Consider the following 19,644-nt stretch of genomic DNA (forward strand, 5'->3'; position numbering starts at 1 on the left):
GGGTGGAAACAGTTCGTGCGCGTGTCCATGCGCGTGCGACCGTCGGAAGGACCGCCTTGTACGGAGACCGTCCCGGGTCCCCTAGGCGAGACGATCGACAGAGCTTCGACCCCCGGACGCCGATGCAGGCGCCCGCCCCGGCCCCCGGCCCCGCCGCGGCGTCCCCCACCGTGGAGGGCTCCCACGCCCCGCACGAGGACGACGTGCGCGTCGCCGGCACCGACCGCGCCCGGGGCGGCGCCCCCGCCGGCGACACGCTCGGGTTCCAGCCCGTCCCGGAACCGCCGCGCCCCGGCGCCTCCGCCGGCGGCGGCCGCGACGAGATCGCCTCGAACCCGCAGGGCCCCGCGCCGCGCGCGGCGGCCCGCAAGGGCGGCGCGGGCGGGCGCAACGGCATGCGGATCGCCGCGGTCGTCACGGGCGCCGCGGTGGTCCTCGGCGGCGGCGCGGTCGCCGCGTTCGCGTTCACCGGCGGCGGCGACGACGGCACGCAGACCGTCCAGGCGAGCAAGCAGCTCGCGGACCCCGCTCCGAAGGTCGACCCGAAGGTCCTGGAGCAGCAGCGCAAGAAGCTGGCGCTGGAGCGCGCCTCCCGCGCCGCGCGCGAGGACGGGCAGAAGGCCCCGTCCCTGCGCCCCAAGGGCAAGCCGCTTCCCACCAAGACGCCCAAGAAGGACAAGGGCGACGGCGGCGGCGCCCCCGCCGGCGACCCGGTGCCGAAGGGCGAGGCGCAGGAGATCGCCAAGAAGCTGATGCCGGGCTTCGGCTTCACCGGCAGCGGCCAGTTCGGCTGCCTGGTCAAGCTGTGGGACCGGGAGAGCGGCTGGAACACCCACGCCGCCAACCCGTCGTCGGGCGCGTACGGCATCCCGCAGGCCCTGCCCGGCTCCAAGATGGCGAGCGCCGGACCCGACTGGCAGAACAACGCCACCACGCAGATCAAGTGGGGCCTCGGCTACATCAAGAGCCGCTACAAGACCCCGTGCGGCGGTTGGTCGCACTTCCAGTCGGCGGGCTGGTACTGACCCTGGCTCGCGCGTCCCGGGCGCCCTGCGGGGCTCCTGGGACGCGCGAGGCCGCCGGCGCCCCGACGATCAGCGCCCGGACGATCCGGTCATCCGGAGGACGTCGAGCGCCTCGTCCAGCTGCTCGACGGTGAGCTTCCCGTCCTTCACGTGGCCGCGCTCCAGGACGACCTCGCGGATCGTCCTGCGCTCCCTGAGCGCCTGCTTGGCGACCTTCGCCGCCTCCTCGTACCCGATGTAGCGGTTCAGCGGCGTCACGATCGACGGTGACGACTCGGCGTACTCGCGCATCCGCTCCTCGTCGGCCTCGATGCCGTCCACGCACCGGTCCGCGAGCAGCCGCGACACGTTCGCCAGCAGGGTGACCGACTCCAGCACGTTGCGGGCCAGCATCGGCAGCATCACGTTCAGCTCGAAGCTGCCGGACGCGCCGCCGAACGCGACCGCCGCGTCGTTCCCGACGACCTGCGCCGCGACCTGCGCGACCGCCTCGGGGATCACCGGGTTCACCTTGCCCGGCATGATCGACGAGCCGGGCTGCAGGTCGGGCAGCCGGATCTCGGCGAGCCCGGCGCGCGGCCCGGACCCCATCCAGCGCAGGTCGTTGGCGATCTTGTGGAGGCTCACCGCGATCGTGCGGAGCGCGCCGCTGGCCTCCACCAGGCCGTCCCGCGCCCCCTGCGCCTCGAAGTGGTTCCGGGCCTCGGTCAGCGGCAGCCCGGTGGCCCGCGCGATCTCCGCGATGACGCGGGCGGCGAAGCCCTCCGGGGTGTTGATGCCGGTGCCGACCGCGGTGCCGCCGAGCGGCAGCTCCGCCAGCCGGGGCAGGACGGCCTCCAGCCGCTCCACGCCGTGCGCGGCCTGGGCGGCGTATCCGCCGAACTCCTGGCCGAGCGTCACGGGCGTCGCGTCCATCAGGTGGGTGCGGCCCGACTTCACCGTGTCCCGGAACTCCTCGGCCTTCCGCGCCAGGGCGGCCTCCAGATGCCTCAGCGCGGGGATCAGATCGTTCAGGACGGCCCCGGTCGCCGCGATGTGGATGGAGGACGGGAACACGTCGTTGGACGACTGGGAGGCGTTCACGTGGTCGTTCGGGTGGACCGGGCGGCCGAGCCGCTCCTGCGCCAGCGTCGCCACGACCTCGTTGGCGTTCATGTTGGACGACGTTCCGGACCCGGTCTGGAACACGTCGATGGGGAACTGGTCGTTCCAGCGCCCGTCCGCGACCTCGCGGGCGGCCTCGGTGATCGCGGCGGCCACGTCCTCGTCGAGCACGCCGAGCTCGGCGTTCACCGTCGCCGCCGCGGCCTTGATCTGGCCGAGCGCGGCGATGTGCGCGGCCTCCAGGCCCCGCCCGGAGATCGGGAAGTTCTCCACCGCGCGCTGCGTCTGCGCCCGCCACCGGGCCGCGGCCGGCACCCGGACCTCGCCCATGGAGTCGTGCTCGACCCGGAATCCCTGCTCGCTCATGGAACGCCTCCCACTCGACATCGCTTGGCCGGCATCGCTCGGCCGGCGCGGACGGCCGCCGTCGTCCATGGCAGCCCGCCGGGTGGCTCACGCATTCCCGGGTGAGGGGCGGATCACTCCTTGTTCAGCGTGTAGTTCTGGCGCTCGCCGGGCTTGCCGGTCGGCTTCTGCGTGCCGTTCACCCAGACGTCGCAGGCCGACGCGTCGTAGATCACCGCGTTGATCCGGGGCTGGTCGTACTGGCGCGCCTCGCCCTGGCGCAGCGTCTCGTCGCTGAGCACGGTGATCGCGTTGCCCGGCACCGACACGAAGATCTTGCACGAGTCGCTGCGGGCGCGGACGACCAGCGTGCTGGACCCCACGCCCGGGGGCGCGGCGACCTGGCTGGTGCCCGCCGGGCTGGACGACGAGGCGGTCGGGGACGGCCCCGGGCTCTCGCGCATCATGCCGACGATGAGCGCGGTGGCGCCGATGCCGCAGGAGGCGACGGTGGCGCCGATGAGCCCGATCACCACCATCAGCCGGTAGCGCGGCGTCGGGGCCCGGCGCCCGGAGCGCGGGCCCGCCATGGCCCGTTCGAGCCGGTCGACGGCGCGGGCGTGGCTGAGCCGGCGGGTCGGGTTCTTCTCCAGCAGCCCGCTGATCACCGGCGCGAGGGCGCCGGCGTTCTGCGGGGCCGGGGGCGACTCGTTGGCCAGCGCGGACAGCGTCGCCATCACGTTCTCGCGCTCGAACGGCGGGCGGCCCTCCAGCGCGGCGTACAGGGTCGCGCCGAGCGACCAGAGGTCGGAGCGGGGGGTGGCCTTGTCCCCGGCGGCGACCTCCGGCGCGACGTAGGCGGGCGAGCCCATGAAGTGGCCCGTCTTGGTGAGGCTCGCCGAGCCGGAGGAGAACGCGAGCCCGAAGTCGGTGAGGACGACCCGGTCCCCGTCCAGCAGGACGTTGCTCGGTTTGAGGTCGCGGTGCACGATGCCGGCCTTGTGCGCGGTGTTCAGCGCGTCCAGCAGGGCGCGGCCGATGTGCGCGACGCGGTCGGGCGGGAGCGGTCCCGAGCGTTCGATGAGCTGCTCGAGGCTGGGCGCCTCGATCATCTCCATCACGATCCAGGGACGGCCCTGCTCGATGACCACGTCGTACACCTCGACGATGGAGTGCGTGCGCAGCTGTGCGGGCGCGCGCGCCTCCCGGAGGGTGCGGCGGTAGAAGACCACCCGGTCGTCCTCGGAGAGGTCCTCGGGGAGCCGCAGCTCCTTGATCGCCACGGCGCGATCGAGGAGCTCGTCGTGCCCTCTCCACACGGTGCCGTTGGCACCCTGACCGATCTCCGAGACCAGCCGGTAGCGCGTCGCTAGAACGAGGCGCTCTGACTGAGACATGGCGGAAAAGATACCGGAGTGGCCAGCCGGTCATCCGGGAGACCTCATGACCAACGCCGATTTTGGCCCAATACTGTGACCTACCGGCCAGAAACCCTGGACGGACGCGGGGCGGCGGCCGCCGCGGGCGCGCCGCCGGCCGCCGCCGGACGTCAGCGGCGGCCGATGGTGAGGACGGGGCCGGTGGTGTCGGCGAAGAAGTCCTCGCCCTTGTCGTCCACCACGACGAACGCCGGGAAGTCCTCCACCTCGATCTTCCAGACGGCCTCCATGCCGAGCTCCGGATACTCCAGGACCTCGACCTTCCTGATGCAGTCCTGGGCGAGCCGGGCGGCGGGGCCGCCGATGGACCCGAGGTAGAACCCGCCGTGCTCCCGGCACGCGTCGGTGACCTGCTTCGACCTGTTGCCCTTGGCCAGCATGACCAGCGAGCCCCCGGCGGCCTGGAACTGCTCGACGTAGGAGTCCATGCGCCCGGCCGTGGTCGGGCCGAACGAGCCCGACGCGTAGCCCTCCGGCGTCTTCGCCGGGCCCGCGTAGTAGACGGCGTGGTCGCGCATGTACCGCGGCATCGGCTCGCCAGCGTCCAGCCGCTCCTTGATCTTGGCGTGCGCGATGTCGCGGGCGACGACCAGCGGGCCGGTCAGCGACAGCCGCGTCTTCACCGGGTACCTGGTCAGCTCCGCGCGGATCTCCGCCATCGGGCGGTTCAGATCGATCCGCACGACCTGGTCGTCCAGGTGCTCCTCGGTCGTCTCGGGCAGGTACTGCGCGGGGTCGGTCTCCAGCCGCTCCAGGAACACGCCCTCGGCGGTGATCTTGGCGAGGGCCTGCCGGTCGGCGCTGCACGACACCGCCATCGCCACCGGGCAGGACGCGCCGTGCCGCGGCAGCCGGATCACCCGCACGTCGTGGCAGAAGTACTTGCCGCCGAACTGCGCGCCGATCCCGAGTCTCTGCGTCAGCTCGAACACCTGGAGCTCCAGCTCCAGGTCGCGGAAGCCGTGCCCGAGCGGCGAGCCCTCGGTGGGCATCGTGTCGAGGTAGTGCGCGGAGGCGTACTTGGCGGTCTTCAGCGCGTACTCGGCCGACGTCCCGCCGACGACGATCGCCAGGTGGTACGGCGGGCACGCGGCCGTGCCCAGCGAGCGGATCTTCTCCTCCAGGAAGGACATCATCCGCTTGGGGTTCAGGACGGCCTTGGTCTCCTGGTAGAGGAACGACTTGTTCGCGCTGCCGCCGCCCTTGGCCATGAACAGGAACTTGTAGGCGTCGCCGGGGGCCGCGTACAGCTCGATCTGCGCGGGCAGGTTGGAACCGGTGTTCTTCTCCTCCCACATGGTCACCGGCGCCATCTGCGAGTAGCGCAGGTTCAGCTTCGTGTAGGCGTCGTACACCCCGCGGGAGATGTGCTCCTCGTCGGCGCCGTCGGTGAGGACGTGCTGGCCCCGCTTGCCCATCACGATCGCCGTCCCCGTGTCCTGGCACATCGGCAGCACGCCGCCGGACGCGATGCCCGCGTTCTTCAGCAGGTCGAGCGCGACGAAGCGGTCGTTCGGGGACGCCTCGGGGTCGTCCAGGATCCGGCGGAGCTGCGCCAGGTGCGCCGGGCGCAGCAGGTGCGCGACGTCGCGCATCGCGGTCTCGGTGAGCAGCCGCAGAGCCTCCGGCTCGACCTGCAGGAACGTCCGCCCGTTCGCGTCGAACGTGGAGATCCCGTCCGAGGTCAGCAGCCGGTAGTCGGTGTCGTCCGGGCCGAGCGGCAGCAGGTCGGTGTAGGAGAACTCAGGCATCTCAGGCAGATCCTCGCGCGATTCCGATGGGGGCCGCCTCACAGGTTACGGGCTCGGGAACCGCGGGTTCACGGGGGGCGACCCGGCTGCGCAGGCCGACCACGACGCCCGCCGCGACCAGCGCGGCGCCCGCCAGGTCGGCCGGTCCCGGCCGGTCGATGCCGAGCACGACCGTCGTGATCACCGCGCTGACCGGGATCAGGCCCGCGAACAGCCCGGCGCGGTCGGCGCCGAGCCGGCCGATCGCGTCGTACCAGAGCAGGAACGCGATCGTGGTGACGACGGCCGACAGGTAGGCGAAGCCCGCGAGCTCGGCGGCGGTCGGGACGCGCAGCGCCGCCGTCCCGTCGGTGACGAGGCCGGCCGCCAGCAGCATCGGGGCGGCGAGCGCGGCGGAGTAGGCGGAGACCCGCAGCGGGCCGAGGCGCGGCAGCAGCGGGACGGCCAGCAGCGAGAAGCACACCTCGCCCGCGAGCGCGCCGAGCGAGAGCAGCAGCCCGCGGGCGCTGCCGCCGCCGAACCCGCTGGCCAGGCCGGCGCCGGCCGCCACCACGCACGCCGACACGATGATCGCCGGCGCCGGGCGGCGGCCCTCCAGCAGCGGCCCGGCCAGCGCCAGCACGATCGGGACGGTCGCGATCACCGTGCCGATCGTGGCCGGGCTGGTGTCCGCGGTGGCCGCCACGATGCACACGTTGAACGCGACCAGGCCGGTCGCCGCCAGGGCCGCCAGCAGGAGCCAGTCCCGCGCGGACGGCCGGCGGGCCGGCCGCCCGGTGAACCGGGCCACGGCCAGCAGGACGAGCGCGGCGACGGCGTACCGGACCGCCTGACCGCCGAAGACGGGATAGCCGGAGATGGTCGCCGAGACGGCGGTCAGCGTGCCGACGAAGAACATCGCGGCGCCCGCGCCGACCGTGCCACGCCTGTGTGAGCTGTTCATGAACGGAACGCTAGAAGCCGCTTGGTACATGACACAGTGCCAATCGATACGCTGAATCGTGGACCATTAGGGTGCCCGTGACGTCCGGGCTCCCCACTGACGCTGAGTGTCATGTGACCGACCTTCATCTTCCCCTCGACCGGTCCGCCGGCCGGCTGGCGGCGCAGATCGCGGCCGGCTTCCGCGCGGCAGTGCGGTCCGGCCGGCTGACCGCCGGGACACGGCTGCCGTCCAGCCGCGACCTGGCGCGCGACCTGGACGTGTCCCGCGGCGTTGTCGTCACCGCCTACGAGCAGCTCACCGCCGAGGGCTTCCTGATCGCCCGGCGCGGCGACGGAACCCGGATCGCGCCGCTGGCGCGTCCCGACGACGAGGCCCTGCCGCCGGACCGGCCGCCCGCCCCCTCACCGCACGGCGAGCCCCCGCCCGGCCCGCAGGTGCGGTACGACCTGTGGCCGAGCCAGCCCGACCTGTCGGCCTTCCCCCGCGAGCGCTGGATCGCCGCCGCCCGCGCGGCGCTGCGCACCCTGCCGCACGACGCCCTCACCTACCCCGACCCCGCGGGCGTCCCCGCACTGCGCGCCGAGCTGGCGTCCTACCTCGGCCGGGTGCGCGCCGCGCACGCCGACGCCGGCCGGGTCGTGATCATGAACGGGGTGGCGCACGGGCTGTCCGCCATGATCGCGCTGCTGCGCGCCGACGGGCACACCGTGCTCGCCGTCGAGGACCCCACCAGCGACCGGCAGCTGCCGATGCTGGCGGCGGCCGGGATCGGCGTCGTCCGCGTCCCCGTGGACGGCGAGGGCCTGGACGTCGCCGCGCTCGCCGCCTCCGGCGCGCGGGCCGTCCTGGTCACCCCCGCGCACCAGTACCCGACCGGCGTCGTGCTGTCGGCGGCCCGCCGCGCCGAGCTGATCGCCTGGGCGCGCGGCGTGGACGGCCTGATCCTGGAGGACGACTACGACGCCGAGTTCCGCTACGACCGCGATCCCGTCGGCTGCCTGCAGGGCGTCGACCCCGACCGGGTCGTCCTCCTCGGCTCGGTCAGCAAGTCCCTGGCGCCCGCGCTCCGGCTCGGCTGGGCCGTCGCGGCGCCGTCCGTCGCCGGGCGGCTGCGGGACCACCGCGTGCACACCGACCTCGGGGCGCCCGTCCTGGAGCAGCACGCGCTGATCGAGTTCCTCGCCGGCGGCGGCTACGACCGGCATCTGCGCACCGTGCGGCGCCGGTACCGGGCCCGGCGCGACGCCCTCGCCGGGGCACTGCGCGAACATCTTCCCGGCGCGATGGTTCGCGGCGTGTCAGCGGGCATCCACCTCTATGTGGAACTCCCGGACGGATGCGACGAGGACGAGATCGTGGCGCGCGCCGCGGACCTCGGGGTCGCGGTCGCGGGGGGCCGGCCCATGTGGTCGCCCGAGCGCGCGGCCGGCGCGCCGCCCGCGCTCGTCCTCGGCTACGCCCGGCTCTCCGAGCCTCGCCTGGTCAAGGCGGCGCAACTGCTGGGTCAAGCGGTTACGCACGGTGCCGGGGGGTAGGACCAGCATCCCTGGTGTAGGAGGTATGGATGAGTCTGGAAGAGGCCGCGCGGCAGCTGAAGATGGCGGGCCACGACGCGCAGGTGGCCTTCGACTGTGTGGGCCTGGGCGACCTCGAACGGGCACAGGAGCACGCCGTGACCCTGCGGGCGGCGGCCGACGCCGCCGAGGTGGCGCTCAGCCGCGCCCTGCAGGACATGAGCCCCGAACAGGCCCAGGCCGAAGGCGAACGGGCTCTCCAGGCCCTGGAAGACGCGTGATCCTGTAGGGGGTGGCGGGCCCGGTGGTCAGGCCACCGGGCGTTCCATGGCGGGGGCGTCCGGCCGGGCGCCCCTGACCGGTTCCGGGTCGAAGCCCTTGGCCGTGACGAAGACGACCAGGATCAGCGCGGACGGGACGATGAACGCCAGCCGCAGGCCGTGGTCGGCGCTGAGCGGGGCTATCGCGCCGACCACGGCGGCACCGAGGACGAACCCCACGTAGTTGAAGATGTTCACCCGGGCCACGGCGACGCCGAGGCCGGTCGGGTCGACCCGCCCGGCGGCGGAGAACGACACCGGGGCGATCACGCTGAGGCCGAGGCCGGCGAGCGCGAACGCGGCGATCGCGAAGGCCGCGTTCGGCGCCACCACCACCCCGAACATGCCGACGATGCCGACCAGCCCGCCGATCCGGACCACCCGGACGGCGCCCGAGCGGCGGACGGCGAGGTCGGCGACGGCCCGGCTGACCACCATCGTGACCTGGTAGGCGACGTAGCCGAGCGGCGCGACCCAGTCGCTAGCCGACAACTCGTCGTCCAGGTACTTGGCGCCGTAGCTGGAGATCGCCGAGTCCGCGAGGTAGGCGACGGCCATCGCGGCGCCCACCACCAGGATCGGACGCCACGGGACGCGGCGCCCGGCGGCCTTCAGCTCCGCGGCGGTCGGCCCGTCCCCCTCCTCGGCGCGGCGGTAGAGGCGGGAACCGGTGGCGAGCGCGGCGGCGACGCCCACGGCTGCGGCGATCGCGAAGCCGGTGAACAGCGACAGGTCGAGCTTGTTGGTGAGGGACGCCCACAGCCCCCCGAGGATCCCCGCGACGCTCCACACCGCGTAGAAGCCGGTGATCAGGCTGACCCCGTACCGGCGCTCGACCGCGATCGCCTGCGCGTTCATCGACGCGTCGACCGCCCCGACGAACAGCCCGAACGCGGCGACCGCGACGTAGAGCGCGACGTCGTTGTCGCCGGTGAGGCCGATGAGCGCGATCGTCACGGCGACGGCGGGCTGGGACGCCCGCAGCACCGGGCCGCTGCCGAACCGCTGGAACAGGGCCCCGGACGCGACGCTGCCCACCCCCGCGATGAGCGGCACCATCAGCAGCACCAGCGACAGCGTGGCGTCGCTCAGGTGGTGCGCCTTCTGCATCTGCGGGACCTGCGTCACCAGGGAGGCGAAGCAGAGCCCCTGGACGGCGAACGCCGTGTAGGCGGCGAACCGCGCCTGGCGGTCCCGCGCGGTGGTGCCCTGGCTCATGCGGCCCCGACCTCTCTGACCTGCGCAACGTGAGAAAGATTCGCGTCAGCGTAGGGACAGGTTACTCACCAGGTCAATGCCGGGGGTCTGGGGGTTGCCCTCCGGAATGACGCGTCAATGCCGGGGGTCTGGGGGTTGCCCTCCGGAATGACGCGTCAATGCCGGGGGTCTGGGAGTTGCCCCCCAGAATGACGCGTCAATGCCGGGTCAGTCGATCAGGCGGTCGCGCATGCCGCGGACGGCGATCAGCCACATCAGCCCGGCGAACACCACCAGCGCGGCCAGGTGCCCGAGGTCGGCCAGCGGGTGCAGCCCGAACACGGCGTCCCGCACCAGCTCCACGCAGTGGTAGAGCGGGTTGAAGTAGGAGACCTTCTGCGCCCACCCCGGCAGCGCCTCGATCGGGAAGAACGTCCCGGCGATCAGGAACAGCGGCGTCACCACACCGGTGATCACGTAGTCGAACGAGTTGATCGACGGCACCACCGAGGACGTCCACATGCCGAACAGCCCGAAACCGAGCGCGGTGAAGAACGTCACGATCGGCACCAGCAGCATCCCGGGCGAGGGATCCAGGCCGAAGAACAACGCCACGACGATCGGCGTGCACGAGTACACCGCCGATTTCGCCGCGATCCACAGCGCCTCGGCGGTCACCAGCTCGTGGACGTCCACCGGCGCCGCCAGCATCCCGTCGTAGGTGTGCTGGAACACGCGCCTGATGTAGCCGTTGAACATGCCCGGGAAGACCGAGGTGAACAGCGCGGCCGTCCCGACGACGCCCGTCGCGACGAAGTCGAGGTACCGGTAGTCGCCGATCACCGCGACCATCGAGCCGAACCCGTAGCCGAAGGCCAGCAGGAAGAACGTCGGCTCGACCATCGAGGCGAACGACTGCGACTTCCAGTACCGCTTGTAGAGGGCCAGCTCGTGCCGCCAGATGCCCCGCACCGGCGCCATCTCGAACCGCCGCAGCCGCGGCGCCCGCTCAACGTCAACACTCACTCGACGCGCTCCCCCGTCAAAACCACGAACACGTCCTCAAGGTTGGCGGCCCGGCGGACGCCGTCCGGGCCCAGGTCGTCCTCCAGCGAGGGCGAAATCGTCTCCGCCTTCAGCACCGACACCGAGGGGCCGGTGCGGCGCGTCGGCAGCCCCGCGGCCTGGGCGAGCCGCTCCACCTCCGTCAGCCGATCAGGCGGCCCGTAGTGCTCGACGACCCGTTCGCCCGCGTACTCGGCGACCAGGTCCGAGGGGGAGCCCCGCGCGATGACCCGGCCGTGCGACATGAGCGCGCACTCGTCCGCCAGGCGCTCGGCCTCCTCGATGTAGTGCGTCGACATCAGCACGGTGGTGCCGCCGGCGCGCAACCCGTCGATCAGCCCCCACAGCTCCGCCCGCACCTGCGGGTCCAGACCAACGGTCGGCTCGTCCAGCAGCACGAGCGCGGGACGGTGCACCAGCCCGCGGGCGATCAGTAGCCGGCGACGCATACCGCCGGACAGGTCGTCCACCTTGGTCAGCTGCCGCTCGGTCAGGTGCGCCAGCTCCAGCGCGTCGTCGACCGCCTGGCGGCGCGCCGCCCGAGGCACCCGGTACAGGTGCGCGAACACCTCCAGGTTCTCCCGGGCGGTCAGCTCCTCGTCGAGGTTGTCCTGCTGCGGGACGACGCCCATCGCCGCCCGCGCGCGCTTGGACTCGCGCGGGACGCTGAAGCCGAGCACGTGGATGCTGCCCTCGGTGGCGATCGCCTGCGCGGTCAGCATCTTCATGGTCGTCGACTTGCCCGCGCCGTTCGGGCCCAGCAACCCCAGGCAGACGCCCGCCGGGACTTCGAGATCGAGCCCGTCGACGGCGGTGAAGTCACCGAACCGCTTCACCACACCGCGGAGACTGATCGCCGCCGTGCCGGCCCCCTCGCGGGCGTCGGCGAGCTGGGCACGTTGCAGGGTCATACACCTCACACTAGGGAGGGGGCGGGACAAAACCCCACTTGTTTTCCTCCGGCCGGGTTCCGGCCGGAGGTTAACCTCTACCTGTGGACGTCCCCCATCGCCCGGCCGCCGAGAAGGTCACCCGCGTGCGCGACCTGCGCGCGTCCGATGCCGACCGGGAACGCGTCGTCGCCGTCCTGGGCGAGGCCCTCGCGGACGGGCGGCTCACCATGGAGGAGCACTCCGAGCGCACCTCCCGCGCGTACGCCGCCCGCACGCTGGGCGAGCTGACCGGCCTCACCGGCGACCTCAGCCCCGAGGAGGCGCAGCCGATCCTCGTCGACGACCGGCCGGTGTCGGTCTTCTTCGGCCGCACCCGCCGGGAGGGGCGCTGGGTCGTCCCGGTCAAGCTCCCGCTCCTCGCCCTGTTCGGGACGGTCGAGCTGGACCTGCGCGAGGCCGTCCTGCAGCGCCGCCACATCGTGCTCGACTCCATGGTGCTCGGCGGCCGGATCCGGCTGCTCGTCCCCGAGGGCGTCCGCGTGGACGTCACCGGCCGCACCGTCCTCACCACCCGCGACCTGCGCGCCCGGCCCGCGTCCGAGGGGCCGACGATCGAGGTGGCCGGCACGATGATCTTCGGGTCGGTGCGGGCGCGGGCGCCGAAGCTCCCGCTGCGCACCCGCGTCCGCAACCGCCTCACGCGCGGCCGGTAGCCCTACACCGCCGTGTCGAAGTTGATCGAGCTGTAGGCGCGCAGCTTGTTCAGCTGGTGCTCGCTGGAGATCGTCCGGATCGTGCCGCTGCGGGACCGCATGACCAGCGAGTGCGTGACCGCCGTGCCCTTGCTGTAGCGGACGCCGTCGACCAGCTCGCCGTCGGTGATGCCCGTCGCGGCGAAGAACACGTCGTCGGACGTCACCAGGTCGTCTGTGGTGAGCACCGTGCCCAGCTCGTGCCCGGCGTCCGCGGCCTTCTGCTTCTCCTCGTCGTCCTGCGGCCACAGCCGGCCCTGGATCACCCCGCCGAGCGCCTTGATCGCGCACGCCGCGATGATGCCCTCCGGGGTGCCGCCGATGCCGAGCAGCAGGTCGACGCCCGTCCCCGGGCGGGACGCCATGATCGCGCCGGCCACGTCGCCGTCCAGGATGAACTTGATCCGCGCCCCGGCCTCCCGGACCTCCTTGACGATGCCCTCGTGCCGCGGCCGGTCCAGGATGCAGACCGTCACGTCGTGCGGCGAGGAGCCCTTCGCGCGGGCGATCGCGCGGATGTTGTCGGCGATCGGGCGCTCGATGTCGACGGCGTCCGCCGCCTCCGGGCCGGTCACGAGCTTCTCCATGTAGAACACCGCGGACGGGTCGAACATCGACCCGCGCGGCGCCACCGAGAGCACCGCGATCGCGTTGTTCATGCCGAGCGCGGTGAGCCGCGTCCCGTCCACCGGGTCGACCGCGACGTCGCACTCCGCGCCGGAGCCGTCCCCGACCTCCTCGCCGTTGAACAGCATGGGCGCGTTGTCCTTCTCGCCCTCGCCGATCACCACGACGCCCTGCATGGACACCGTGTTGATCAGCTGGCGCATGGCGTTCACGGCGGCCCCGTCGGCCCCGTTCTTGTCCCCCCTCCCGACCCAGCGGGCCGCGGCCATCGCGGCGGCCTCGGTCACGCGGACCAGCTCCATCGCCAGGTTGCGGTCCGGCGCCGCCGGCTCGGTCTCGAGCGGGGAGGTGACGGTGGTCTCTTCGGACATGCGAAGCAGCCCCTTCGGTCGGTGGTGCCTCGGATTCTCCGGGGACCGGACGGCAGGCCACAAATTGGACCAGACCAGCCGGGCCGCCGGGCTTCCGGCACCGGTGGAACACGGTCGGACATGCACGGTGCGGAGCCGGGTTTCGACGGTCGCGCGGGCAAGGGATCGTTTCCCCCTGGGAGAGGGCGTAATCTCTGGCGTCATGAGCAGCGACATCGACGTCTCGTCCGGTGGGGCGGTACAGAACGGGGGCGCCGGGTCCGGCGAGGTCCCGGCCCGCACCTCCGACCGCGGCGCGGCCACCCGCGGCGCCCTGCTGGCCGCGGCGAGGGACGTCTTCTGCGAGTCGGGCTTCGCCCAGGCCGCGGTGACCGACATCGTCGCCAAGGCCGGCGCCAGCGTGGGCAGCCTCTACCACCACTTCAACGGCAAGGCCGACCTGTACCTGACGCTGTTCGACGACTTCCAGGGACGCCAGCAGGAGCGCACCCGCGAGGCGATCAACGCCCTCCGGGAGGCGGGCGAGACCGACCCCATGCAGCAGTTCATCGCGGGCGCGGGCGCCTACCTGGACGGCTGCCTCGACGAGCGGGACGTCGCGCGGCTGTTCATCTCCGGCGACGGCCCGCCCGGGTTCGACCGCGTCAACCGGCAGCGGCTCAACAAGTGGGCGCGCCGCAACGCCGCCCTGTTCCACACCGCCGACGGCGGCGTGGACGAGGCCCTGGTCACGGTGCTGACCGGCGCGATGGCGGGCGCGGTGTCGGAGATCGCGCTGCTGGACGACGAGCAGGCCGCCCGCCGCCTCGCCGACGAGATCATGGCCATCGTCGGCACGATCAGGAACCCCGGTACGGAGCGGCGCTGACCGTGGGGGATCCTGGAGGGGTGACCGAGCAGGACGCGACACGCGAGCAGGAGGCGCCGCCCCGGGGCGACGCGGCGCCGGACCAGGGCACCCCGGCGGGACGCCCCGTGGTCCAGGTCAGCCCCGGCGTGCACAAGCGGCTGACCACGGGCCTCGGCGGCTTCGCCATGGCAATGGGGGCGTGCCTGCTGCTGGTACTGGCGATCTATGTCATCACGCCGCGCAGCAACGAGGAGGTATTGCCGACCGTCGACTACGGCTCGCAGCTGTGGGCGATGCGCAACGACGCGCCGTTCACCGTGTACTCGCCGGAGAACCTCGGCCCGCGGTGGCGTCCCACCAGCTCGGGGGTGTCCGGGCTCGACTCCGGCGGCCGGAAGCCCGTCGCGTGGCACCTCGGCTTCGTCACGCCCGGCGACGAGTACGCGGCGCTGGAACAGAGCGACGAGAAGGCGTCCGAGTACGTCCCGCGCATGACCAACAGCAGCAAGCCGACCGGCACGCGGCAGGTGAACGGCGTCACGTGGAGCACGTACCACCGCAAGGACAAGAAGGCGAACTCGCTCGCCCGGACCCTCCCGGACGGGGTCAGCCTCGTCGTGACGGGCACCGCGTCCTACGAGGAGCTGGCGGTCCTCGCCGCCTCCCTGCGGCCGCAGAAGAAGGACGGGAAGCTGACCCCGTCCGCGACGGCCACGCCCGGCTCCTGAACCCCGGAGAGGACTAGAAGGGTGCGGCGGCGTCGCCGTTCTCGGGCCGGTCGAGGGCCGCGGCCAGCCGCGCGCGGGCTCCCTCCAGCCACTCCTCGCAGATCGCGGCGAGCCGCTCGCCGCGCTCCCACAGGTTCAGGGACTCCTCCAGCGTGAGCCCGCCCGCCTCCAGCCGCTTGACGACCTCGGCCAGCTCGTCCCGCGCCTGCTCGTACGACGGCTTGTCGGCCGTCTCCTTGTCCGCCACCCGTCCCACCCTACGACCCCGCCCGCTCGGACACGGTCACGCCGAGGCGGCCGTCCGCCAGCCGGACGGTGAGGCCCTCCCCGTCCTTGACCGCGGCCGACTCCCGCACCACCGACCCGTCCTCCCGCTGGACGATCGCGTACCCGCGCTCCAGCGTCGCGGCGGGGGAGAGGGCGAGCAGCCGGGCGCGGGTGTGCGACAGCTCGTCCCCGGCCCGGTCCAGCGCCCCGGACAGGCACCGGCGCGCCCGGTCGCGCAAGGCCGTGACCTGTTCGGACTGCCGCTCGACCTCCCGGACCGGGTCGGCCAGCGCGGGCCGCGACCGCACCGACCGCAGCCACGCAAGCTCCCGCTCCACCGCGCCGGACAGGCACCGCCGGCCCCGGTCGCGCAGCTGCCGGACGAGCTGCAGCTGCTCCCGCACGTCCGGGACGGTCTTCTTCGCCGCGTCGGTCGGGGTGGACGCGCGCACGTCCGCGACCAGGTCCAGGAGCGGGCCGTCCTGCTCATGCCCGATCGCGCTGACCACCGGGGTACGGGCCGCGGAGACCGCCCGGACGAGCGCCTCGTCGGAGAACGGCAGCAGGTCTTCCATCGCGCCCCCGCCGCGCGCGATGATGATCACATCGATCTCGGGATCGGCGTCCAGCGTGCGCAGCGCCTCCATGACCTCGCCGACCGCGTACGAGCCCTGCACCGCGGTGTTCTCCACCCGGAACGTCACCGCCGGCCACCGCCGCCGCGCGTTCTGCAGGACGTCGTGCTCGGCGTCGGAGTCGCGCCCGCAGATCAGCCCGACCTTCCCGGGCAGGAACGGCAGCGGGCGCTTGCGCTCGGGCCGGAACAGCCCCTCGGCGGCGAGCACCCGCTTGAGCCGCTCCAGGCGGGCGAGCAGCTCGCCGACGCCGACCGGCCGGATCTCCAGGACGCTGAGCGAGAACGTCCCCCGGTTGATCCAGAAGTCGGGTTTGGCGTGCACCACGACCCGGGCCCCGTCGGTCACCGCGGGACCGGCGGCCTCGAACACCGCGCGCGGGCCGACCACCCGCACCGACATGTTCGCGACCGGGTCGCGGAGCGTCATGTAGACCGTCCCGCCCCGGGCGTTGAGGTCGGTGATCTGGCCCTCGACCCAGATGCGGCCGAGCTTCCCGATCCACCCGCTCACCGCCTGCAGGACGGTGCGCACCGGAACCGGGGATTCGGCCGTGGTCTCCATCGCCATGCGGGCAGCCTACGGTGCGGACCGATGCGCGCGGGCGGGCGCCGCGCGACCAAGAGCAGGCCGGTCTCCGGATCGGCCGAGTGACACGAGGAGAGACCGTGACCGCATCCGAACGCGAGCTCGCCGAGCAGCTCAACCGGCGCCTGCGCCATGTCGTGCTGATGCTGCGGCGGGTCAGCGCCGACCAGCCGATCACCAGCCAGCAGCTGTCGGTGCTCGGCTCGCTCGAGCACGGCCCGCGCCGGATGACCGAGCTGGCCGACGAGCACGGCGTCCGGCTGCCGACCATGACGGCGCAGATCAACCGGCTCGAACGCGACGGGCTCGTCACGCGCGGCCGGGACGCCGCCGACGCCCGCGTCGTGACCGCCGGGCTCACCGAGGCGGGACGCGACCGGCTCGCCGCGGGGCGGGAGCAGCGCATCGGTTTCCTCGCCGAGCGGTTCGCGGACCTGACCAAGGAGGAGCGCGACGCGGTCGCCGCCGCGCTGCCCGCACTCGACAAGCTCCTCGGCGCACCCTGACCGGACGTCGGCCGCGCGGGCACGGGAAAGCCCCGGCGGCTTGAGTTCTAGCGGTCGCCGGGGCTTTCTCTCGGTGGCTCAGGTGTTGCCGTTGAGCTTGGCTATGCGGCGCTCGTACATGCGGATGACGTCCTCACGCCCCGCGTGCTTGCTCTCGTACTCGCGCAGGAGCTTCACCTGGTCGACGGTCAGGCCGCGGAGCCGGGCGCGCAGCTGCGGGAGCGATGCGCTGTCGTAGTCGGGGACCGGCAGGTCGGCGGCGAGGTGCTCGGCCTCGGCGGGCGCCGCGGGCTTGGTCTCCGGCTTCGGCTCGAACGCCGTCTTGCCCGCCTTGTCTGCCTTGTCTGCCTTGTCTGCCTTGGCCTCGGTGGCCTTCTCGGCCTTGCGCTCCTCGGCCTTCGGCTCGGCGGGCTTGGGCTCGGCGGGCTTGGCGTCGGCGGGCTTCGGGTTCGGTGCGGGCCGCGCCTGCGGCGCGGGCTCCGGCTCCGGCTCGGACGGCACCGGCTTCGGCGCGGGCCGCGCGACGGGGCCGGACTCCTCCGCCGTCCGGACGTGGTGCCTGCCGAGGGCGCCGGGCTTGGCGGGCTTCGGCGGCTTCGACGGGCCGGGACGAGCGTGCTTCGGCGTGTGCGCGGTGGACGCGCCGGGCTTGCCGACCGAGATCTCCTCGGCGGCCGGCCGCGCCGCGGCCTGCCCGCCTCCGCTCCCGCGGGCGGGCTCCGGCCTCGGCTGGGGCTCGTCCCCGCGGACGCGCTCGACGACCCGTCCGACGACCTTCTCGGCCGTGGTCTGCACGTCCTCGCGCAGCCGCCCGATCACCGGCTTGACGCCGCCGCCCTCGGTGATCTCCTTGTAGTCCCTGGTCACCCGGTCACTGAGCAGCAGTGCCCGGCCGACGCCGAACATGGCCAGCCGGACGGCGTGCAGCGGGAGGTCCCGGACCTGCTCGCCCACCGTGTCGCGGACCTGCTCCCTGAGGCGGCGCGGCGATTTCGTCATCGGACTTTCCTCTTCCTGCCTCGTCTCGTCGAAACTCACTCTGCCCCATGGGTGCGATGGCGGTCACCCCGGGTTAGTGGATTTCTGTCCAAAAGGGCCGTGGAGTGGGTCACAGCGTGGCCACTCGTACGATAGAGCCATGACCGCCAACAGCCAGCGCCGTGTCCTGCTCGCCAAACCGCGTGGTTACTGCGCGGGCGTCGACCGGGCCGTGGAGACGGTCGAGATCGCCCTGGAGAAGTACGGGGCGCCGATCTACGTCCGCAAGCAGATCGTCCACAACGTGCACGTCGTCAAGACGCTGGAAGAGCGGGGCGCGATCTTCGTCGACGAGACCGAGGAGGTCCCCGCGGGCTCCATCGTCGTGTTCTCCGCGCACGGCGTCGCGCCCGTCGTCCACGAGGAGGCCCGGGGCCTCGACCTGCGCACCATCGACGCCACCTGCCCGCTGGTGACCAAGGTCCACAAGGAGGCCGTCCGGTTCGCCGCGCAGGACTACGACATCCTGCTGATCGGGCACGAGGGCCACGAGGAGGTCATCGGCACCACCGGCGAGGCCCCCGACCACATCCACCTCGTCGACGGCCCCGACGACGTCGCCAACGTGAAGGTCCGCGACCCGGAGAAGGTGGCGTGGCTGTCGCAGACCACACTGTCGGTGGACGAGACCATCGCCACGGTCGAGAAGCTCCGCGAGCGGTTCCCCAAGCTGATGGACCCGCCGTCCGACGACATCTGCTACGCGACGCAGAACCGGCAGGTCGCCGTGAAGGAGATGGCGGCGCAGTCGCAGCTCGTGATCGTGGTCGGGTCGACGAACTCCTCCAACTCCGTGCGGCTCGTCGAGGTCGCCAAGGAGCACGGGGCCGACGACGCCTACCTCGTCGACTACGCCGAGCACATCGACCCCGCCTGGCTGGAGGGCGTCACGACCGTCGGCGTCACGAGCGGCGCGTCCGTCCCGGACGAGCTGGTCCAGGAGGTGCTGGCCTGGCTGGCCGACCGCGGCTTCGGCGAGGCGGAGGAGGTCGAGTCCGTGCCGGAGAGCATGCGCTTCTCCCTTCCGAAGGAGCTCCGCAAGGACCTCCGCATCACGCCCGTCTGATCACCGCGGGAGCTTTGCACGGTCAGTCCACGTCGCCGTGATGGGTGCGGCGGCGCTCCTGCGTCGTGGCCGGTGACTCGTCCCAGCGGACGGGGTTCTCGTTCTCCTCCTTCTCGAAGAGCCGGACCCCGATCAGCTTGTCCTGCAGCTCCCTGACGTTCGTCATGAGGCCGCGGGCCAGGCAGATCACGACGACCAGGACCGTCCCGAAGAACAGCCACGGCGCGGTCGCCGCCAGCGCGGTGAGGAGGCCGACCGTCATGCCGCGCAGCAGCGAGCCGCTCCCGAGCGTGGTGACGAACACCACCGTCACCGTGGCGGCGAAGAACACCAGCGGCGGGCTGACGACGAGCGTGAGGAGGTCGGCGGGGCGGGTGGCGAACGCGGCGAGCGCGCAGCCGATCGCGAACCCCGCGCCGGCGAGCAGTCCCACGCCGAGCCACCGCGACAGCAGCCCGCACACCACGCCGGCGCCGAACATGACCACGATGCCGCCGCGCCCCGTCAGCGTGATCGGGCCGGCCGACCGCGACCGGGACGAGACACCGCGCTGCCGACTCACTGGACCCCCTGGGGCCGGCGAGGCGCCGCCGGGCGCGTCGCGTACCGTCGATGAA

General features: G+C 72.9%; 20 protein-coding genes. 8 read left to right on the forward strand and 12 right to left on the reverse strand.

Going from position 1 to position 19,644, the window contains the following annotated elements; genetic code table 11:
- The first annotated feature begins 122 nt into the window (after positions 1 to 122).
- Positions 123 to 1,025, forward strand: a complete 903-nt coding sequence (locus BM339_RS12070; protein ID WP_244938429.1) for an aggregation-promoting factor C-terminal-like domain-containing protein — start codon at positions 123 to 125, stop codon at positions 1,023 to 1,025.
- A gap of 69 nt (positions 1,026 to 1,094) precedes the next feature.
- Here BM339_RS12070 and BM339_RS12075 read toward each other — a convergent pair whose 3' ends face one another.
- The 4 genes from BM339_RS12075 to BM339_RS12090 form a co-directional block, all read right to left on the reverse strand.
- Positions 1,095 to 2,495 (reverse strand): class II fumarate hydratase, encoded by a 1,401-nt coding sequence (locus BM339_RS12075; RefSeq protein ID WP_021595376.1) that lies wholly within the window; start codon positions 2,493 to 2,495, stop codon positions 1,095 to 1,097.
- Between the two features lie 113 nt (positions 2,496 to 2,608).
- Positions 2,609 to 3,871: a serine/threonine-protein kinase gene (locus BM339_RS12080; RefSeq protein ID WP_024936573.1), complete on the reverse strand. Its 1,263-nt coding sequence runs from the start codon at positions 3,869 to 3,871 to the stop codon at positions 2,609 to 2,611.
- 152 nt (positions 3,872 to 4,023) lie between these two features.
- A complete protein-coding gene (locus tag BM339_RS12085; protein WP_021595374.1) occupies positions 4,024 to 5,664 on the reverse strand; it encodes a fumarate hydratase in 1,641 nt (546 codons plus the stop codon).
- Between the two features lies 1 nt (position 5,665).
- Positions 5,666 to 6,607, reverse strand: coding sequence for a DMT family transporter (locus BM339_RS12090; protein WP_021595373.1), 942 nt, complete (start codon positions 6,605 to 6,607; stop codon positions 5,666 to 5,668).
- A 113-nt stretch (positions 6,608 to 6,720) separates the two neighbouring features.
- On the opposite strand from BM339_RS12090, the gene pdxR reads away from it, so the two are divergent.
- A complete protein-coding gene (gene pdxR, locus BM339_RS12095) occupies positions 6,721 to 8,145 on the forward strand; it encodes a MocR-like pyridoxine biosynthesis transcription factor PdxR (RefSeq protein WP_075020871.1) in 1,425 nt (474 codons plus the stop codon).
- Positions 8,146 to 8,174: 29 nt separating this feature from the next.
- Entirely contained in the window at positions 8,175 to 8,405 is a 231-nt protein-coding gene (locus BM339_RS12100; protein ID WP_075020872.1) for a hypothetical protein, read from the forward strand.
- Positions 8,406 to 8,432: 27 nt separating this feature from the next.
- Here the strand turns inward: BM339_RS12100 and BM339_RS12105 are convergent, their stop codons facing one another.
- The 3 genes from BM339_RS12105 to BM339_RS12115 all read right to left on the reverse strand — a co-directional run bounded on the left by BM339_RS12105 (position 8,433) and on the right by BM339_RS12115 (position 11,617).
- Complete coding sequence (locus BM339_RS12105) at positions 8,433 to 9,662, reverse strand: MFS transporter (RefSeq protein ID WP_075020873.1); 1,230 nt, start codon at positions 9,660 to 9,662, stop codon at positions 8,433 to 8,435.
- A 207-nt stretch (positions 9,663 to 9,869) separates the two neighbouring features.
- Entirely contained in the window at positions 9,870 to 10,667 is a 798-nt protein-coding gene (locus BM339_RS12110; protein ID WP_021595369.1) for an ABC transporter permease, read from the reverse strand.
- Positions 10,664 to 11,617: an ABC transporter ATP-binding protein gene (locus tag BM339_RS12115; protein WP_021595368.1), complete on the reverse strand. Its 954-nt coding sequence runs from the start codon at positions 11,615 to 11,617 to the stop codon at positions 10,664 to 10,666. Before BM339_RS12115 ends, BM339_RS12110 begins: the two co-directional genes overlap by 4 nt.
- A gap of 83 nt (positions 11,618 to 11,700) precedes the next feature.
- Between BM339_RS12115 and BM339_RS12120 the strand changes: the two genes are divergently transcribed.
- Entirely contained in the window at positions 11,701 to 12,312 is a 612-nt protein-coding gene (locus BM339_RS12120) for a DUF1707 SHOCT-like domain-containing protein (protein ID WP_083597561.1), read from the forward strand.
- 2 nt (positions 12,313 to 12,314) lie between these two features.
- Here BM339_RS12120 and glpX read toward each other — a convergent pair whose 3' ends face one another.
- A complete protein-coding gene (glpX, locus tag BM339_RS12125) occupies positions 12,315 to 13,349 on the reverse strand; it encodes a class II fructose-bisphosphatase (protein WP_021595366.1) in 1,035 nt (344 codons plus the stop codon).
- Between the two features lie 202 nt (positions 13,350 to 13,551).
- On the opposite strand from glpX, the gene BM339_RS12130 reads away from it, so the two are divergent.
- Entirely contained in the window at positions 13,552 to 14,217 is a 666-nt protein-coding gene (locus BM339_RS12130) for a TetR/AcrR family transcriptional regulator (protein ID WP_021595365.1), read from the forward strand.
- A gap of 20 nt (positions 14,218 to 14,237) precedes the next feature.
- Positions 14,238 to 14,927, forward strand: a complete 690-nt coding sequence (locus BM339_RS12135) for a DUF4245 domain-containing protein (RefSeq protein ID WP_256255313.1) — start codon at positions 14,238 to 14,240, stop codon at positions 14,925 to 14,927.
- Between the two features lie 13 nt (positions 14,928 to 14,940).
- On the opposite strand, the gene BM339_RS12140 is transcribed toward BM339_RS12135, so the two are convergent.
- Together BM339_RS12140 and xseA are read right to left on the reverse strand one after the other, a co-directional pair.
- A complete protein-coding gene (locus tag BM339_RS12140) occupies positions 14,941 to 15,174 on the reverse strand; it encodes an exodeoxyribonuclease VII small subunit (protein ID WP_021595363.1) in 234 nt (77 codons plus the stop codon).
- 10 nt (positions 15,175 to 15,184) lie between these two features.
- Positions 15,185 to 16,399 carry an exodeoxyribonuclease VII large subunit gene (xseA, locus tag BM339_RS12145; RefSeq protein WP_021595362.1) on the reverse strand — a complete coding sequence of 405 codons (1,215 nt, stop codon included), beginning with the start codon at positions 16,397 to 16,399 and terminating at the stop codon, positions 15,185 to 15,187.
- A 98-nt stretch (positions 16,400 to 16,497) separates the two neighbouring features.
- Between xseA and BM339_RS12150 the strand changes: the two genes are divergently transcribed.
- Positions 16,498 to 16,923 carry a MarR family winged helix-turn-helix transcriptional regulator gene (locus BM339_RS12150; RefSeq protein WP_021595361.1) on the forward strand — a complete coding sequence of 142 codons (426 nt, stop codon included), beginning with the start codon at positions 16,498 to 16,500 and terminating at the stop codon, positions 16,921 to 16,923.
- Positions 16,924 to 17,001: 78 nt separating this feature from the next.
- Here BM339_RS12150 and BM339_RS12155 read toward each other — a convergent pair whose 3' ends face one another.
- Complete coding sequence (locus tag BM339_RS12155) at positions 17,002 to 17,922, reverse strand: DUF8129 domain-containing protein (protein WP_075020875.1); 921 nt, start codon at positions 17,920 to 17,922, stop codon at positions 17,002 to 17,004.
- Between the two features lie 139 nt (positions 17,923 to 18,061).
- On the opposite strand from BM339_RS12155, the gene BM339_RS12160 reads away from it, so the two are divergent.
- Positions 18,062 to 19,027 (forward strand): 4-hydroxy-3-methylbut-2-enyl diphosphate reductase, encoded by a 966-nt coding sequence (locus BM339_RS12160; protein ID WP_021595359.1) that lies wholly within the window; start codon positions 18,062 to 18,064, stop codon positions 19,025 to 19,027.
- A gap of 22 nt (positions 19,028 to 19,049) precedes the next feature.
- On the opposite strand, the gene BM339_RS12165 is transcribed toward BM339_RS12160, so the two are convergent.
- Positions 19,050 to 19,589 carry a DUF6542 domain-containing protein gene (locus tag BM339_RS12165; protein WP_021595358.1) on the reverse strand — a complete coding sequence of 180 codons (540 nt, stop codon included), beginning with the start codon at positions 19,587 to 19,589 and terminating at the stop codon, positions 19,050 to 19,052.
- Positions 19,590 to 19,644: the final 55 nt, after the last annotated feature.

Origin of the sequence: Actinomadura madurae (genome assembly GCF_900115095.1) — a bacterium.
Classification (GTDB): Bacteria; Actinomycetota; Actinomycetes; order Streptosporangiales; family Streptosporangiaceae; genus Spirillospora; species Spirillospora madurae.

Bases quoted from the DNA above. Each gene is read 5' to 3' on its own strand.
- BM339_RS12070 (WP_244938429.1), top strand. From the start codon at position 123: ATGCAGGCGCCCGCCCCGGCCCCCGGCCCCGCCGCGGCGTCCCCCACC.
- BM339_RS12075 (WP_021595376.1), bottom strand. From the start codon at position 2,495: ATGAGCGAGCAGGGATTCCGGGTCGAGCACGACTCCATGGGCGAGGTC.
- BM339_RS12080 (WP_024936573.1), bottom strand. From the start codon at position 3,871: ATGTCTCAGTCAGAGCGCCTCGTTCTAGCGACGCGCTACCGGCTGGTC.
- BM339_RS12085 (WP_021595374.1), bottom strand. From the start codon at position 5,664: ATGCCTGAGTTCTCCTACACCGACCTGCTGCCGCTCGGCCCGGACGAC.
- BM339_RS12090 (WP_021595373.1), bottom strand. From the start codon at position 6,607: ATGAACAGCTCACACAGGCGTGGCACGGTCGGCGCGGGCGCCGCGATG.
- BM339_RS12100 (WP_075020872.1), top strand. From the start codon at position 8,175: ATGAGTCTGGAAGAGGCCGCGCGGCAGCTGAAGATGGCGGGCCACGAC.
- BM339_RS12105 (WP_075020873.1), bottom strand. From the start codon at position 9,662: ATGAGCCAGGGCACCACCGCGCGGGACCGCCAGGCGCGGTTCGCCGCC.
- BM339_RS12115 (WP_021595368.1), bottom strand. From the start codon at position 11,617: ATGACCCTGCAACGTGCCCAGCTCGCCGACGCCCGCGAGGGGGCCGGC.
- glpX (WP_021595366.1), bottom strand. From the start codon at position 13,349: ATGTCCGAAGAGACCACCGTCACCTCCCCGCTCGAGACCGAGCCGGCG.
- BM339_RS12130 (WP_021595365.1), top strand. From the start codon at position 13,552: ATGAGCAGCGACATCGACGTCTCGTCCGGTGGGGCGGTACAGAACGGG.
- xseA (WP_021595362.1), bottom strand. From the start codon at position 16,399: ATGGCGATGGAGACCACGGCCGAATCCCCGGTTCCGGTGCGCACCGTC.
- BM339_RS12155 (WP_075020875.1), bottom strand. From the start codon at position 17,922: ATGACGAAATCGCCGCGCCGCCTCAGGGAGCAGGTCCGCGACACGGTG.
- BM339_RS12160 (WP_021595359.1), top strand. From the start codon at position 18,062: ATGACCGCCAACAGCCAGCGCCGTGTCCTGCTCGCCAAACCGCGTGGT.